The following is a 15,182-nucleotide window of genomic DNA, read 5'->3' as shown; positions in this document are numbered from 1 at the left end:
GCTAAAATTCCCCATTTTTTAGTAAATCCCTTCCCCAGGGCCTCAGATTGACACCGTTAACCTGACGGCGTCAACCTGAGATCCATGACCACCAGACGCGTCCGCGCCCGGCGCGGAGAGGGAGCGCTGCTGCGCGAGGAGATCCTGCGCGCGGCCGAGGACCTGCTGGCCGAGTCCGGCAGCGAGGACGCGCTCACGCTACGCGCGGTCGCCCTGCGGGCCGGCGTCTCCACGCCCTCCGTCTACCTGCACTTCGCCGACAAGGAGGCGCTGGTCGAGGCGGTCTGCATGCGGGTCTGGGGCGAGTTCGGCCGGATGTTCCGCGAGAACCTGGGCGGCGACCCGTTCCTCGCCCTGGGCAGGTGCGGGCGCGCCTATGCCCGCTTCGCCCTGGAACATCCGGTGCAGTACCGGGTGCTGATGATGCGGGCCACGGCCGGGCCGGGCGTGCCGCCGGCCGCCGCCGAGTGCTTCCGTCACATGGTCGCCGCGGTCGCGGCCTGCGTGGAGACGCGCGTGCTGGAGGGCGATCCCGAGGAGCTCGCGCTGGGCCTGTGGTCGGCCGTGCACGGCTGCGTCTCGCTGATGATCGCCCAGCCGTCGTTCCCTTGGCCACGCGACAAGGAGGCGCTCATCGACCAGATCGTCCGCGTCGCCGGGTTCGGCACCGCGGTGTACTCGCGCCTGCCGCCGACGCCCCCGCCGAGCGCGGACCTGGCCGCCGCCCTGGACGACTTCGGCGCGCGCCTGGCCTCGGGCGTGGAAAAGCCCCGCGGGGACGAGCCCGACGGGGCCGGGGGATGACCGTCGGCCCGGACCCCGCCATAGCGAACGGGTATGCCGGGCCGGGGCCTAGTCTTCGCCGTAGCGGGCGGGCAGGACCTGGGCGGCGATGTCGAAGATCCGGTCGATCTCGCCGTCGGTCAGGGCCCGCTCCCGCTTGGTGATCCACTTGCGGGCGCGGTCGCCCTGGTAGACGTCCACGCCGCGGATGGTCATGATCTTCCACGGCACGGCCGGGCCGTAGATGGCGAGCGAGGGCACGACCGAGACCTCGCGGCCGAACGACTTGGTGATCAGCTCGCTGGCCTGCGACGCCTCCCACTTCGCCTCGGTGAGGCGGGCCTTCTTGTCGAAGGGGCCGTGGAAGAGCTTCTTGCCCATCTGCACCCGCACCGGGAGCCGCTTGTCCCACTGCTCGGAGTCGACCGCGTACACGCCGGTCGGGCCCACCACGAGATGGTCGATCTGGGCCTCGCTGTTGGGGATCGCCCTGGCGTGGAGCGTGCGGTAGCCGTTGCGTTCGAGCTTGCGCAACTGCGACTCGGTACGGCGCTCCGCCACGGACGTGCGCCGCCAGGCGGGCACGGACGAATGGGATCGCGAGCGATAAACCGCCTCGGCGACGGCCGCGATCACACCCGCGGTCACGCCCAGGCGCCAGTCGCCCACGAGGAAGCCCACCACCACCGCGACGACTATCCCCAGCAGCGCGCGGTTGCGCAGGCGGACGAAGCGCGGTTGTTGCAGCAGGCTACGCATGGACGCCCGCTCGACGGGCGCGTACGTGGAGGTGGGCGCCGAAGGCTTCGCGGCAGCGGTCTGCTCGCTCTCTGGCCGGTCGTTCACCCAGATAGGTGACGCATTGTGACCGTCTTCTCGCTGGATGTCGGAGTCCACGCAACTCACCGTAGCTCGGAGATCGGAACGATTCCTAGTGTTGCCCTGTCCATAGTTTTATGGCCCAGCTCATCGTGTTCCACGCATGTTTTCGGGGTATGTTCTACGTTCTTCTCTAGAGATGCCGTCTCAAAAAAGATCTTACCTGGTGGACACTCCCAGGTGGGGTCTGGCCCGCTGCGCGCATCGGGATTACGTTCAGGGTGTGCACAGCGCAGGCGAGATTCTGCTCTTTCTCATCGGGGTGTCGTTCGGGCTGTTCATCCTGATCAGCCTGCTGGTCATGCTGCCGGGACGCAGCGCGCAGCGGCGGGTGGAGGCCGGCCCGGTGTGGCTGGGCGGCCCGTCCGGGAGCGAGCGCGGCGTGAGCACCTCCGATCTGGTGCTGACCGACCGGGTGGCGCGCTGGGCGGACGTTCCGGAGCACGACTGGCTGGCCGCCGCCGAGACGGCCGAGCCCGGCGGACACCTCGGCGGGGCCTCCGCGGGATGGTGAGGTGACGATGCGAGGGCTGACGGCCGCACAGGCCGACGACGTCAGGCGCGCCCTGCACACCGCCGAGCGGCGCAGCGGGCTGCGGTTCGGGGTGTTCCTGGGGGATCCGGTGGGCTCGCGCCGCCACTTCGCCGAGCGGCTGCACGCGGCCCTGGGCGAGGAGGCCGACGACGCCGTGGTGCTCCTCGTCGACCTGAAGGGCCGGGCGCTGGAGATCGTGACGGGGGAGAACGCCCGCAGGCGGCTGTCGGACGGGTCCTGCCGGCTCACGGCGATGTCGATGGCGACGGCGTTCAGCGTGGGCGACCTGGTGGGCGGCCTCCTCTACGGCATCGGCGCCCTGGGGGAGCAGGCCACCGCCCGCCGCTAGAGGCGCTGGAGCAGGCCGACGATGTGCTCGCTGACGCCGCTCAGCAGCGTCGCGGGCTCGATGGGCGCGGCCGCGACGGCCGAGAACAGCGAGGGCAGCCCGGGCAGCGGGAACCCGTCGTCCTTCGTGGCCGTGGCTCCGACGGGGTTCTTGTCGAGGGCGACGCGGCTGCGCTCCCAGGCGTCCAGGACCTCTTCGGGTGACGGCACCCCGAACCCGTGCCCCACCGGGGCCGCGTGCCGCAGCCGGACGAGAGGGGTGTCGGCGAAGGTGAGCGCCGTGCGGGCCCGTACGTGGAGGTCGGCGCGCGGCCCGGGGGCGATCCAGTCCATGGCCGTGCACGGGTTGCGGCAGGTGGCGACGCAGACGGCCAGCGCGCCGGCGACCTGGCTGTGCTGCCGGTCGAAGTACGCGCGCCAGCCCTCGCCCGGCTCCACCGACACCCGCAGCGTCCGGTTGGTGGCGGACTGCTCGGACTTGGTGTGGTCGCACTCCCGGTCGCCGATCACGCCGAAACGGCTCCCCGGCGCGCTCAGCCCCGCCGGCCAGCGGGCCGGGTCGCCGGCGTGGCCGAGCTGGGGCTCGAAGGCCAGCAGCGGCAGGTATTCGCTGGCGATGTGGACCGCGGCGATCATCGGGCTCAGCTCGCGCCGGTGCCACCGTGCGGCGATCACCTCGAGCAGCAGGCCGTACGCGGGCCGCAGCGACTCCAGCGCCCCGCGCGGCTGCTCGCGCGGCGTCTGCGGCATGTGGCAGGCCCGCGCGCGCCGCCGCAGGTCGGCAGGGACGCCCTTGGCCTCGGCCGCGAAGTCCTCGGCGTCGAGCGAGAGCAGACGGTGACCGAACTCGCAGACCTCGGCGATCTCCGCGGCCGGCGCGAGCGCGCCGAGATCGGCGAAGGCGTAGCGGCGGGCCAGGGCGACGAGCAGGTCACGAGTCGAGTCCACCGGATGACTCTCTCACGATCGGCGAGCGGCTGAGGACACGGAAAAGGCGGTCATCCCGGGCATGGGGAGCGGATGCACTGGATCTCGCCGGAAGAGTGGCTGATCGTGGGATCGGCGGTCGGGGGCTCCTCCGGACCGGCCGTGGTCGGCTCCGCCGTGGGCTCGGGCTCCGAGGTGGTCGGCGTGGGGGTGGGCGTCACGGTCGGGGTGGCGGAGACCGAGGCGCTGGGGCTCGGCGCGTGCGTCACGATGCCGGTCGCCGTCGGCTTGGCGGTCGGAGCTCGCCTGGCCGGGGGCGTGGACGGCTTCCTGGAGCTCGGCGACGGCGGGGCGGCGGTGACGGAGGTGGCGTCCACGGTGGGCGACACCTCGTCGACGGTGGTCGCCGGGCCGGCCGGGCGCAGCCACACCGAGCCCGCCACCACCCCCGAGACGACCACGGCGACGGCCGCGGTGAACACCGCCCGCAGCGTGCGGTGGCGGCGCGGCACGAGCGGCCGCTCCGGGGCGTCCATCGCCGTGCGGGCGGCCTGCGCCATCACGGCGGCCGACGGCCAGCGCCGGTCGGGCGTCTTCTCCAGCGCCCGCGCCACCACCTGGCGCGGCCCGGCGGGCACGTCGTCGGGCAGGCGGGGGATGGGGGCGTTGAGGTGCTTGAAGATGATCTGTACGGGGGTGTCGCCCTGGAACGGGAGCTCCCCCGTCAGGCACTCGTACGCCACCACGCCCAGGGCGTAGACGTCGACCGACGGCGTCACGTCGCTGGCCGTGGCCAGCTCGGGGGCGCAGTAGCCGGCCGAGCAGAGCATCGTGCCCGTGGCCGTCAGATGGCCGGCCGAGGCCGAGTGGGCGATGCCGAAGTCGGTGAGCACCACGCCGCCGTCGGTCCTGATCATGAGGTTGGCCGGCTTGACGTCGCGGTGGACGATGCCCTGCGCGTGCGCGGCGGCCAGCGCGTCGCCGACCTCCGCGATCAGCCGCATGGTGGCCTCGGCGCCGAGCGGGCCGCGCCGCAGGACCCGGTCGAGCGACTCGCCGCGCACGTATTCCATCACCAGGAAGCTGACCTGGCGGCCCTCGACCTCGCAGATGCCGTAGTCGTAGACGTCGACCACGCCGGGGTGCCGGAGCGTGGCCATGGCGCGGGCCTCGTTCTGGAAGCGCTGGATGAACGCCGGGCTCTCCGACAACGCGGGCATGAGCACCTTGACCGCCACCGCGCGCCCGAGAACCGTGTCGTCGGCACGCCACACCTCGCCCATGCCACCGCCGCCGAGGCGGCCGGCGAGCACGTAGCGATCATTGAGAGTGGTCCCGGCCCCTAGCACGGTACCGAGGCTAACACCGCGTCCGGTGTGCTATCGGCAAGTCGGTGAACACTCCCGCGAGGCGTGTCCAGTGCCCCTTCGCGCAGGTGAGGGGCGGGCGATCAAGGTGGGCCGGCAGCGTCAACCCAGGGGACGCGAAAGGACCCCCGCCGGTGGCAGGGGTCCTCCGCGAAACGGCGCGTCAGGCGGACGCGGCGTCCTTCTCCCGGTTGCGCAGCGCCCGGCTGACGCCGTCGGCGCCCTCCAGGATCAGCCGCCGCAGCGCCTGCGGCGGCTGCTCGGCCTCCAGGTAGTCCTGCGCGGCCTGCACGGTCTCCGGCTCGATGAGCAGCGCGGGGAAGCACCCCACCGCGAACGTCGACGCCTGGTCGAACGTCCACTCCCGGTAGATGCGCCCCACCTCGGCGAAGTACTTCGCCCGGTACGGCGCCAGCAGCTCGGGGTGGTGCGCGTCCTGGAACCCGGTGATCGTCGTACGCGCGATGTGGTTGGCCAGCTTGCCGCCCACGATCCGCTCCCAGGCGGCGGCCTTGGCCTCGGCCGCCGGGATCGCGGCCCGGCACTGCGCCGCCGACCGCTCACCCGTGGCCGTAGGGTCCCGCTCGAGCTCGGCGTCGATGTCGGCCTCGCCCAGCCGGCCGCCGGTGACCAGCGCGTGAACGAGCGACCAGCGCAGGTCGGCGTCCACGCTCAGGCCCTCGGGCACCTCGGAGCCGTCGAGGATGCGCTGCAGCAGGTCGAGGTCCGCGCCGGAGGTGGCCACCGGCGCGAACGCCTGCAGGAACGCGAGCTGGTGGTCGGAGCCCGCCGCGGCCCGCCCGAGCTGCGTGCGCAGCTCCGCGGCCAGCAGCGCCAGGCCCTCGGCCCGCCAGGCCGGGTCGGCGTACTGCTGGACGGCCATGCGCGCCTGGCGCAGCACCGCCTGCAGGACCGTGATGTCCTTGAGCGTGCCGGCGCCCGAGACGACCAGCCTGACGTAGTCGCGCGTGGCCATCTCGCCGTCACGGGTCATGTCCCAGGCCGCCGACCAGCACAGGGCGCGCGGCAGCGACTCGGTGAACGCCGCGATGCCGCCGTCGACCAGCGTCCGCATCGAGCGGTCGTCGAGGCGGATCTTGGCGTAGGTGAGGTCGTCGTCGTTGAGCAGCACCAGGTCCGGCTGCTCCTCGCCGACCAGCTGGGCCACGCTCGTACGGGGGCCGACCACGTCCAGCTCGACCCGCTTGGTCCGCTTCAGCTCGCCGTCCACCAGCGAGTAGAGGCCGACCGCGACCCGGTGCGAACGCAGCGTCGGGTGCTCGGCGGGCGCCTCCTGCAGCACCTCGAAGCTGGTGAACCGTCCGCCGGACACCTCGAACGAGGGCCGCAGCGTGTTGACCCAGGAGGTCTCCAGCCACTCCTTCGACCAGGACGACAGGTCGCGGCCCGAGGTCCGCTCCAGGGCGTTGAGCAGGTCCTTCAGCTCGGTGTTGCCCCAGGCGTGCTCGGCGAAGTAGTCGCGCACGCCGGCCAGGAAGTTGTCCAGGCCGACGTAGGCCACGAGCTGCTTGAGCACCGAGGCGCCCTTGGCGTACGTGATGCCGTCGAAGTTGACCTCGACCGCCTGCATGTCCGGGATGTCCGCGGCGATGGGGTGGGTCGAGGGCAGCTGGTCCTGGCGGTAGGCCCAGGCCTTCTCGACGTTGGCGAACGTGGTCCACGCGCCCGTGCCCCACCTGGTGGCCTCGGCCTGGGCCAGCACGGACATGTAGGTGGCGAACGACTCGTTCAGCCACAGGTCGTCCCACCAGCGCATGGTGACCAGGTCGCCGAACCACATGTGCGCCATCTCGTGCAGGATCGTCTCGGCGCGCCGCTCGACCACCGCGTCGGTGACCCGGGAGCGGAAGACGTAGTCCTCCAGGAACGTCACGCAGCCCGCGTTCTCCATGGCGCCGGCGTTGAACTCGGGCACGAAGCACTGGTCGTACTTCCCGAACGGGTAACGCACCCCGAACACCTTGTGGAAGAAGTCGAACCCCTGCCTGGTGACCTCGAGGATGTTGTCGGCGTCGAGGTGCTCGGCCAGCGAGGCCCGGCAGTAGATCCCCAGCGGGATGCCGTCGTGCTCCGAGGTCACCTTGTGGTACGGCCCCGCCACCAGCGCGGTGATGTACGTCGACATGACCTCCGTGGGCGGGAACTCCCACCGCCTGGCCGGGGCCACCGCCCCGTGCCTGCCGCCCTGCTCCGGCAGCTCCTCGACCGCCGAGGCGGCCGCGTTGGAGACGACCTCCCAGTCGGCCGGGGCCAGCACGGTGAGCTGGAAGGTGGCCTTGAGGTCGGGCTGGTCGAAACAGGCGTACATGCGGTGCGCGTCGGCCGTCTCGAACTGGCTGTGCAGGTAGACCTTCTGGTCCACCGGGTCGACGAAGCGGTGCAGGCCCTCGCCGGTGCGCATGTAGCTGCAGTCGGCGTCCACGCGCAGCTCGTTGGAGCCGGCCAGTGACGGGAGCGGGAAGCGGCCCTTCTCCTCGTCGTAGGCGGAGACGTCGAGGTCCTCGCCGTTGAGCGTCACCTTGCGAACGTGGGCGCCGTGCAGGTCGATGAAGGTGGACGCGCCCGGCCGGGCGCTGGTGAAACGGACCGTCGTGACGCTCTCGAAGCGCTCCTCCCCCTCGGTCAGGTCGAGTGCGACCTCGTACGACTCGACCTTCAGCAGCCGGGCGCGCTCACGAGCCTCGTCCCGGGTCAGATTGCCTGCCAAGTTGCGCTCCTTTTCACCACTTCATCGAACTCTGTCCGTATCGTGCCACGCTGGGAATAGGACCCGATCCACCTCAGGTTACGGGTCCACATGAGCGAAAAGATTCCCGTGGATCTGTGGTTCGATCCTGCCTGTCCCTTCGCATGGGTCACGTCACGATGGCTTCTCGAAGTCGAGAAGGTTCGTCCCATCGAGCCTCGCTGGCGCATCATGTCCCTCTACGTCCTCAACGCGGACAAGGACATCCCGGATGACTACCGCAAGTCGACCGAGCGAGCCAGGGGGACCGTCCGCGTGGTCGCCGCCGCGGCCGCCAAGCACGGCGAGCAGATCCTCGGCCCGCTCTACACCGAGCTCGGCACCCGCCTGCACAACCAGGGCCTGGGCAAGGAGCCGGAGCGCCTGCGCGAGGTCATCGCGAGCGCGCTCGAGGGCGCGGGGCTCGAGAAGGAGCTCATCGAGGCCATCGACTCCGACGAATGGGACGAGGCCATCCGCATCTCCCACAACGAGGGCATCGACCTCGTCGGCCAGGAGGTCGGCACCCCGGTCATCCGGGTCGGCGCCAACGCCTTCTTCGGGCCGGTGATCACCAAGATCATCAAGGGTGAGGACGCGGGCCGGCTCTGGGACGGCGTGCTCGCCGTCACGTCCTTCGAGGATTTCTTCGAGCTTAAGCGAAGCCGGACCAAGCGCCCCGAATTCGACTAACCCTCTCATTTTCCGGGTGTCAATCGTCGTACGCTGACGGAAGAACGCTGCTTGCGGTGCAGAAGACTTATCCCCGCGTCAGGACAAGCCTCTCACCGCCACCTGAGGTCCTGACAGGATGGTGGCTATGCGTCAGCTGTACATCGGCGGCTCCTGGACCGCTTCTGCGTCGGACGAGTTCATCGACGTCGTCAACCCGGCCACGGAAGAGATCATCGATCGCGTGCCCGCGGGATCTCCCGACGACGTCGAGTCGGCCGCGGGCGCCGCTCGAAGAGCCTTCCCCGGCTGGTCGGAAACGGCCGCCTCGGAGCGCGGCAAGCTGCTCGGTGACGCCGCCGAGCTGCTGAAGCAGCGCTCCGAGGAGATCGCCAAGACGATCGCGACCGACATGGGCGCGCCGCTGGGCTTCGCGCGCAAGGTGCAGACGCTCATGCCGGCGACCGTGCTGTCCTCCTACGCGCAGCTGGCCGAGAGCCATCCCCGCGAGTCGCGCGTCGGCAACTCGATGGTGGTCAAGGAGCCCATCGGGGTGGTCGCCGCGATCACGCCGTGGAACTACCCGCTGCACCAGATCGTCTGCAAGGTGGCCCCCGCGCTGGCCGCCGGCTGCACCGTGGTGCTCAAGCCGAGCGAGGTGGCGCCGCTGGCGGCGTACGCGCTGGCGGAGATCCTCGCCGAGGTGGGCCTGCCGCCGGGCGTGTTCAACCTGGTCAGCGGGCGCGGCCCGGTCGTCGGTGAGGCCATGGCCGCCCACCCCGAGGTCGACATGGTCTCCTTCACCGGCTCGACCGCCGCCGGGCGCCGGGTGGCCGCGCTCGCCGCCGAGTCCGTCAAGCGGGTCGCGCTCGAGCTCGGGGGCAAGTCGGCGAACGTCATCCTCCCCGACGCCGACCTGGCGCTGGCCGTCAAGGTCGGCGTCGCCAACTGCTTCGTCAACGCCGGCCAGACCTGCTCGGCGTGGACCCGCATGATCGTCCACCGCGACCAGTACGACGAGGCCGTCCGCCTGGCCGTCGAGGCGGCGCGCGGCTACACCGTCGGCGACCCCTTCGACGAGTCCACCCGGATCGGCCCGCTGGTCTCCGCCACCCAGCGCGACCGCGTCGTCCGCTACATCAACCGGGGCCAGGAGGAGGGCGCCCGGCTGGTGACCGGCGGCACCGAGCGGCCCCACGAGCGGGGCTACTACGTGGAGCCCACCGTGTTCGCGGCGGTGGAGCCGGGGATGACGATCGAGCGGGAGGAGATCTTCGGGCCGGTGCTGTCGCTGATCCCGTACACGAGCGAGGACCAGGCCGTCGCGATCGCCAACGACACCAAGTACGGCCTGGCCGGAGCGGTCTGGGCGGCCACCGAGGACCGCGCGGTCGGCGTCGCCCGGCGGCTGCGCACGGGGCAGGTGGCCATCAACGGCGGCCGCTTCAACCCGCTGGCGCCCTTCGGCGGCTACAAGCAGTCGGGGGTGGGGCGGGAGCTGGGGGAGCAGGGCCTGGAGGAATACCTCGAGACCAAGGCCATGCAGCTGTAACACGCCTGCGCCGCCCCTCGGGTGAGGGGCGGCGCCGACGGTCAGGGGGCGGCTCAGACGAGCAGGCCGCCCGTGGCGATCAGGTTCTGGCCGGTGATCCAGCGCGAGTCGGGCCCCGCCAGGAAGGCGACCACGGAGGCGATGTCGCCGGGCTGCCCGAGCCGTCCCAGCGCCGTCATCGCCGCGGTCTGCGCCAGCGCCTCCGGCGGGTTGGCGCCGCGCAGCATGTCCGTGTCGGTGGCGCCGGACGAGACCACGTTGACGGTGATCCCGCGCCCGCCCAGCTCCCGCGCCGCCACCTTGGCGAACTGCTCGACGGCCCCCTTGCTGCCGCAGTAGAGCGTCAGGGCGGGAGCGGGCACCTGCGTGTTGAGCGTGGAGATGTTGATGATGCGCCCGCCGTCGCGCATCACCCGCGCGGCCCACTGCATGGCCAGGTAGACCGACCGGGTGTTGACCGCGAACACCCGCTCGTACTCCTCGTCCGTGATCTCCGCCATGGGCTTCTGCCCGAGCACGGCCGCGGCATTGTTGACCAGGACGTCGAGCCCGGGCAGCCGCGACTCGGCCTCGCCGAACAGCCGCGCCACGTCCTCCTTGCTGCCCAGATCCGCCTGTACGGCGTGCGCGCCCGTCTCCTTGGCGACCTGCTCCGCGGCCTCGGCCGAGCGCTCGTAGCAGAAGACGACCTCCGCCCCGTCGGCGGTCAGCCGCTCCACGATGGCCCTGCCGATTCCCCTGGATCCTCCTGTGACCAACGCACCTTTCCCGGAAAGTATGCTCATGCGCCCAACCTATGCTCGGAGCATGATCTTGCGCGCCTCGTTTCTGGGCAGGCGGTCGACGTACAGCTTGCCGTCGAGGTGCTCGGTCTCGTGCTGGAAGCAGCGCGCGAGCGAGCCGCGGGCCTTGATCCGCACCGGACGCTGGAGCCGGTCGATCCCCTCGACGGTCACGCCCGCGGCGCGCGCCACCGGGGCGTAGATCGGCAACCGCGTCTGCCGGTCGGGCACGGATAGGCAGCCCTCCTCGTCCGTCACCTCCTCCGGGTCGTCGACGGTCAGCACCGGATTGAGCACGTGACCCTTGCGCCCGGCGATGTCGTACACGAACAGCCGGCGTGACACGCCGATCTGCGGGCCGGCCAGGCCCACGCCGTTGACCGCGTACATCGCCTGGAACATCTCGTCGATCAACCGGCGCAGCTCGCGGTCGAAATCCGTCACGGGATCGGCGGGCGTGCGCAGCACCGGATCGCCGATGACGCGGATCTCACGCATGGACATCTACTTTCGTAAGGACTGGACAACGGTAGAGGTCCTTACTCTAGCCAGCGAGGCTCATCCGCGGGGGCTGTGGAAGACTGGGCGGGTGCGTGTCTACATCGGTGCCGACCATGCCGGCTATGAGCTCAAGAACCACCTCGTGTCCTGGCTGAAAGACCACGGTCACGAGGTCACCGACTGCGGTCCCTTCGTCTACGACGCCGAGGACGACTATCCCGCGTTCGTGCTGCGCGCCGCCGAGGGCGTCGCCGGCGACCCCGGCAGCCTGGGGGTGGTCATCGGAGGCTCGGGCAACGGCGAGCAGATCGCCGCCAACAAGGTGCGCGGCATCCGCGCCGCGCTGGCCTGGAGTGAGGAGACGGCCGGCCTGGCCCGCGAGCACAACAACGCCAACGTGGTCAGCATCGGCGCGCGCATGCACTCCACCGAGGACGCCACCAGGTTCGTGGAGGTCTTCCTGGCCACGGTGTTCACCGGCAGCGAGCGTCACAGCAGGCGCATCGCGCAGCTGACCACGTACGAGACGATCGGCCAGCTGCCCTCGCTGCCCGAGGAGCAGCCCTAACCCTTGCGCTTGGCCTCGCGCCTGGGCATCTCGTCGCGCAGAGGCCGCCGGTCGGCGGCCTCCTGCTGCTCCTTCGACGGTTTCGACACGTCGCGGGCGCGCATGGCGATGGTCGCGGTGATCTGCAGGCTCTGCAATGCCATGTGTCCGACCTTACGCCAAGCTCCCCAGAAGACTCATCAGAAGACTCATCAGAAGACGAGGCCGCACCACGGTTTCGGGCTCCACGACATCGCGGTGGCCAGCGCCCGTACCGAGCCGCTCGAGTGCTCGCGCAGCAGGCCCGCCTGCAGCGACTCCAGGAGCAGGCCGTCGCCCAGGTACGCCGAGCCGAGCGCGGCCACCGGCAGCGTCACGTCCGGCTCGTCCTCGACCGGCTTGCACTCGGCGCCGGTCGGGTCGGCGGTCAGCCGCCAGCGTCCGGCGTTCCACGGGCACACGTCGTCCTCGACCTCGATCACCACGTCCACCGGGGCCGAGTAGGCGCGCGAGGTCAGCGCCTTGTCGACCTCGACCACGCGTACCCACAGGTCGTCCGCCCAGGTCGCGCGGAGCTGGCGCTGGTCGGCGATCAGCGCGATCAGCGGGTCGTCCGCCGGCCTGCTGCCCGCCTCGACCTTGGAGACGAGGTCGCGGTCCAGGATGTTGCGCCAGAGCAGGGCGTAGGCCGCCGGGTCGGTCGCCTCCAGCTCCTGCAGCTTCAATTCCTTGTCCGGCACGCTGTTGGCGTCCCAGGAGCCGGTGATCCGGAACAGCGCGTAACCGCGCACGCCGCCGTCGTCCTCGGCGAGCAGCGAGCGCAGCGGCCCGTTGCCGCGCTGGTCGAACTCCTCGTCGGCCAGCACCGAGTCCCAGGTGTGCGGCCGGCGGTCATAGCGGCCAGGGCGGCGGGCCGCGACGGAGGCGAACACCTTCTCCAGGTCGGCGCGGACGTCGGCGGGCGTGGCCACCCTGATCCTGAGCGACGGGTCCACGGGAGCGTTCCTGACGAACGCGGAGCCGGCCTTGTTGATGCGGAACGACAGCTCGTGCGAGGCCCTGCCGTACCCGTACCGGCCGTAGATGGCCGCCTCGGAGGCGTAGAGCGCGGCGACGCTCTCGCCGCGCTCGCGGATGTCGGCGAGCTGCCTGCGCATCAGCGCGGACAGGATGCCGCGGCGGCGGTGCGAGGGGAGCACGCTGACGCTCGTCACGCCCGCGACGGGGAGCCGGCCGCCGGGAACGGTCATGGTGAAGCTCAGGACGGCGGCGGTGCCCGCGATCACATCGCCGTCAAACGCCGCCAGCGTGCGATCGAACTCGGTCTCCGCCTTGAACCGTTCCCGTTGCTGCGGGTGAGGAGTCCAGCCGAACGCCTCTTCGATGACCGGGAAGTAGAGCGGCCACTCGGACTCGTCTATCGGACGGATCGGATACGTCATCTGTCCACGGTAGGAGCGGGCAAAGGGGGACGGCCACCCAATATACGTGCTTAATGATCAAGGCCTTGGTCAAGTGGGCTGCCCAAACACGGGTCAGACCGATACAGTCAGGCCCATCATGAGTACCCGTCCGGCGCCGCTGATCCCGCCACGGGTCCGCGCGGTCTTGGTGCGGGTGCCGTTTCTGGTGGCTGCCGTGCGGTTCGTCCGGCGTGGCCCGCTGCGTGACCGCAACCTGCTCGTCGCGCTGATCACGCTCGCGCTCGTCATCGGGTTCCTGGCGGCGAAGGTCTCGACCGAATTCTTCTCGCCGTCGCTGCTCATCCTGGTCACCCTGATCGGCGGGCTCCAGCTCCGGCTGCGCAGCCTGGTCAAGCTGCTGGTGGGGGTCGGGGCCGCGCTCGGCTACATCGCGATCACGCTGGGCGTGGGCGGCGTCGGGCTGGGGCTGATGGTGACGATCGGGTTCACCACGGTGCTGGCCGTGCTCATGGCGCGCACCAGGGGCAAGCTGGGCGTCCAGGGGCTGCGCGGCGACGCGATGCTGCTGGAGCTGCGCGACCGGCTCAAGAGCCAGGGCGAGCTGCCCGCGCTGCCGAAAGACTGGGGCGGCAAGGTCGTGCTCAAGCAGGCGGGCGGGTCGTCGTTCGGCGGTGACTTCCTGGTCTCCATGCGTGACGGCAACTCCGTGGAGATCGCGCTGGTCGACGTGTCGGGCAAGGGGGTCGACGCGGGCACCAGGGCGCTGCTGCTGTCGGGCACCTTCGGCGGGCTGCTCGGCTCGGTCGAGGACTTCCTGCCCGCGTGCAACACCTACCTGCACCGGCAGCGGGGCGACGAGGGCTTCGTGACCGCGGTCCACGTACGCCTCGACCTCGACACCGGCGACTACACGATCACCTCGGCCGGCCATCCGCCGGTGGTGAAGTTCGACGCGGGCACCGGAAACTGGCAGGTGGCCTCGGCCAAGGGCGTGGTGCTCGGCGTCGTTCCCGACCTGCACTGCGAGCCCGACAGCGGCACGCTGCGCAAGGGCGACGCGCTGCTGCTCTACACCGACGGGCTGATCGAGCAGCCGGGCCGCGACATCGACGCCGGGCTCGACCGGCTGCTCGGGGAGGCGGAGCGGCTGCTGCCGTCCGGCTTCCGCGACGGTGCCAGGGCCCTGGTCAACGCCATGTCCTCGGGCCACAACGACGACTGCGCGCTGGTGCTGATCTGGCGGCCCTAGACCGGTGACGTTTGACACGGGCCGGTCGTGATCGTGCTCACTGGCAGCGCGCTCGCCATGCTGAGATCATCTAGGGGTTCGGGCCCGGGGGAGCGGCGCGGCTCCGCCGGACCCGTCTCAGATCCACCCGGAGTCGCTCGCGATGCGTACGGCGTCGAGACGGTTGCGGGCGCCCGTCTTGCACATGATCCGCGACAGATGGTTACGCACAGTGCCCACCGACAGGAAGAGCTGATCGGCGATCTCCGTGGAACGGGCGCCGCCCGCGGCGATCCGCAGCACGTCGAGCTCCCGCCGGGTCAGCGGGTTGGTCGCGCATTGGAGCGCGGCCACGGCCAGCTCCGCCTCGATGGCCCTGCGGCCCTCCGCGACCTGGCGCACCCCCTCGGCGAGGCGCTCCGGCCCCACGCACAGGCTCATGAACCCCAGAGCGGGCCCGGCCAGCGCCTTGCGTACCTGGCCGGGGTTGGGGCGGGCCGACAGGATCAGCACCCCGCAGCGCGGCGCCAGCTCGGCGAGCTCGGCGGCCACCGGCAGCCCCGGCAGGTCGAGGTCGACGACCGCCACGTCGGGCCCGTACGCCAGCGCCGCCCGCACCGCCTCCTCGGGGCCGCCGACCTCGGCGACGACGCGCAGATCGGGCTCGGTCTCGAGAGTGGCGAGCAGCCCGCGGCGGACCAAGGGCAGGTGCTCGGCTATCAGAATCTTGATCAAGACGTCCCCCTCTGTCGTCACCCAGAGTGATTGTTTGATAGCGGACTGTCAATGCTCTCTAAATGGCACGCAAGCCGTGGAGCGGGGGTTGTTCGACTACTCTGGGGCTGTCGGACGGTTCGTCCACCCCTGTCGTCGGCTACGGAGCGCGCATAG

Annotated in this window: 16 protein-coding genes; 7 read left to right on the top strand and 9 right to left on the bottom strand. The window is 70.9% G+C overall.

From position 1 onward, the window contains the following. Positions 1-84 precede the first annotated feature (84 nt). A complete protein-coding gene (locus H4W80_RS22690; protein ID WP_192786932.1) occupies positions 85-804 on the top strand; it encodes a TetR/AcrR family transcriptional regulator in 720 nt (239 codons plus the stop codon). Positions 805-852: 48 nt separating this feature from the next. On the opposite strand, the gene H4W80_RS22685 is transcribed toward H4W80_RS22690, so the two are convergent. Next, complete coding sequence (locus H4W80_RS22685) at positions 853-1,629, bottom strand: nuclease-related domain-containing protein (protein WP_318787003.1); 777 nt, start codon at positions 1,627-1,629, stop codon at positions 853-855. Between the two features lie 256 nt (positions 1,630-1,885). Here H4W80_RS22685 and H4W80_RS22680 point away from each other — a divergent pair, with 256 nt between their 5' ends. Both H4W80_RS22680 and H4W80_RS22675 read left to right on the top strand, forming a co-directional pair. Continuing rightward, a complete protein-coding gene (locus H4W80_RS22680; protein WP_192786930.1) occupies positions 1,886-2,176 on the top strand; it encodes a hypothetical protein in 291 nt (96 codons plus the stop codon). A 7-nt stretch (positions 2,177-2,183) separates the two neighbouring features. After that, positions 2,184-2,546: a DUF5130 family protein gene (locus tag H4W80_RS22675; protein ID WP_192786929.1), complete on the top strand. Its 363-nt coding sequence runs from the start codon at positions 2,184-2,186 to the stop codon at positions 2,544-2,546. Here the strand turns inward: H4W80_RS22675 and H4W80_RS22670 are convergent. From H4W80_RS22670 to pepN, 3 genes are all read right to left on the bottom strand, one after another. Then, complete coding sequence (locus H4W80_RS22670) at positions 2,543-3,493, bottom strand: hypothetical protein (protein ID WP_192786928.1); 951 nt, start codon at positions 3,491-3,493, stop codon at positions 2,543-2,545. The two genes, H4W80_RS22675 and H4W80_RS22670, sit on opposite strands and share 4 nt — an antisense overlap. A gap of 50 nt (positions 3,494-3,543) precedes the next feature. Then, positions 3,544-4,821 (bottom strand): serine/threonine-protein kinase, encoded by a 1,278-nt coding sequence (locus H4W80_RS22665; protein ID WP_192786927.1) that lies wholly within the window; start codon positions 4,819-4,821, stop codon positions 3,544-3,546. A gap of 181 nt (positions 4,822-5,002) precedes the next feature. Next, a complete protein-coding gene (pepN, locus tag H4W80_RS22660; protein WP_192786926.1) occupies positions 5,003-7,567 on the bottom strand; it encodes an aminopeptidase N in 2,565 nt (854 codons plus the stop codon). A gap of 90 nt (positions 7,568-7,657) precedes the next feature. On the opposite strand from pepN, the gene H4W80_RS22655 reads away from it, so the two are divergent. Further along, the gene (locus H4W80_RS22655) at positions 7,658-8,278 is read left to right on the top strand and encodes a mycothiol-dependent nitroreductase Rv2466c family protein (RefSeq protein ID WP_192786925.1); all 621 of its coding nucleotides are present in this window, start codon (positions 7,658-7,660) and stop codon (positions 8,276-8,278) included. A 127-nt stretch (positions 8,279-8,405) separates the two neighbouring features. Next, positions 8,406-9,809, top strand: a complete 1,404-nt coding sequence (locus tag H4W80_RS22650) for an aldehyde dehydrogenase family protein (protein WP_192786924.1) — start codon at positions 8,406-8,408, stop codon at positions 9,807-9,809. A gap of 53 nt (positions 9,810-9,862) precedes the next feature. On the opposite strand, the gene H4W80_RS22645 is transcribed toward H4W80_RS22650, so the two are convergent. Further along, positions 9,863-10,567, bottom strand: coding sequence for an SDR family oxidoreductase (locus H4W80_RS22645; protein WP_264085997.1), 705 nt, complete (start codon positions 10,565-10,567; stop codon positions 9,863-9,865). Between the two features lie 36 nt (positions 10,568-10,603). Next, positions 10,604-11,089 (bottom strand): peptide deformylase, encoded by a 486-nt coding sequence (gene def, locus H4W80_RS22640; protein WP_192786922.1) that lies wholly within the window; start codon positions 11,087-11,089, stop codon positions 10,604-10,606. 91 nt (positions 11,090-11,180) lie between these two features. Here def and H4W80_RS22635 point away from each other — a divergent pair, with 91 nt between their 5' ends. Further along, entirely contained in the window at positions 11,181-11,660 is a 480-nt protein-coding gene (locus tag H4W80_RS22635) for a ribose-5-phosphate isomerase (RefSeq protein WP_192786921.1), read from the top strand. Here H4W80_RS22635 and H4W80_RS22630 read toward each other — a convergent pair. Both H4W80_RS22630 and H4W80_RS22625 read right to left on the bottom strand, forming a co-directional pair. Next, positions 11,657-11,803, bottom strand: coding sequence for a hypothetical protein (locus tag H4W80_RS22630; RefSeq protein WP_192786920.1), 147 nt, complete (start codon positions 11,801-11,803; stop codon positions 11,657-11,659). The two genes, H4W80_RS22635 and H4W80_RS22630, sit on opposite strands and share 4 nt — an antisense overlap. A 48-nt stretch (positions 11,804-11,851) precedes the next feature. Next, the gene (locus tag H4W80_RS22625) at positions 11,852-13,081 is read right to left on the bottom strand and encodes a GNAT family N-acetyltransferase (RefSeq protein ID WP_192786919.1); all 1,230 of its coding nucleotides are present in this window, start codon (positions 13,079-13,081) and stop codon (positions 11,852-11,854) included. 118 nt (positions 13,082-13,199) lie between these two features. On the opposite strand from H4W80_RS22625, the gene H4W80_RS22620 reads away from it, so the two are divergent. Beyond that, complete coding sequence (locus H4W80_RS22620) at positions 13,200-14,312, top strand: PP2C family protein-serine/threonine phosphatase (RefSeq protein ID WP_192786918.1); 1,113 nt, start codon at positions 13,200-13,202, stop codon at positions 14,310-14,312. Positions 14,313-14,429: 117 nt separating this feature from the next. Here H4W80_RS22620 and H4W80_RS22615 read toward each other — a convergent pair whose 3' ends face one another. Continuing rightward, positions 14,430-15,026 carry a response regulator transcription factor gene (locus tag H4W80_RS22615; protein WP_192786917.1) on the bottom strand — a complete coding sequence of 199 codons (597 nt, stop codon included), beginning with the start codon at positions 15,024-15,026 and terminating at the stop codon, positions 14,430-14,432. Between the last annotated feature and the right edge of the window lie 156 nt (positions 15,027-15,182).

It is taken from the genome of Nonomuraea angiospora (assembly GCF_014873145.1).
In the GTDB taxonomy this organism is placed as follows: Bacteria; Actinomycetota; Actinomycetes; order Streptosporangiales; family Streptosporangiaceae; genus Nonomuraea; species Nonomuraea angiospora.
The sequence above is the reverse complement of the archived record's forward strand: the minus strand, read 5'-3'. Positions and strand labels throughout refer to the sequence as shown.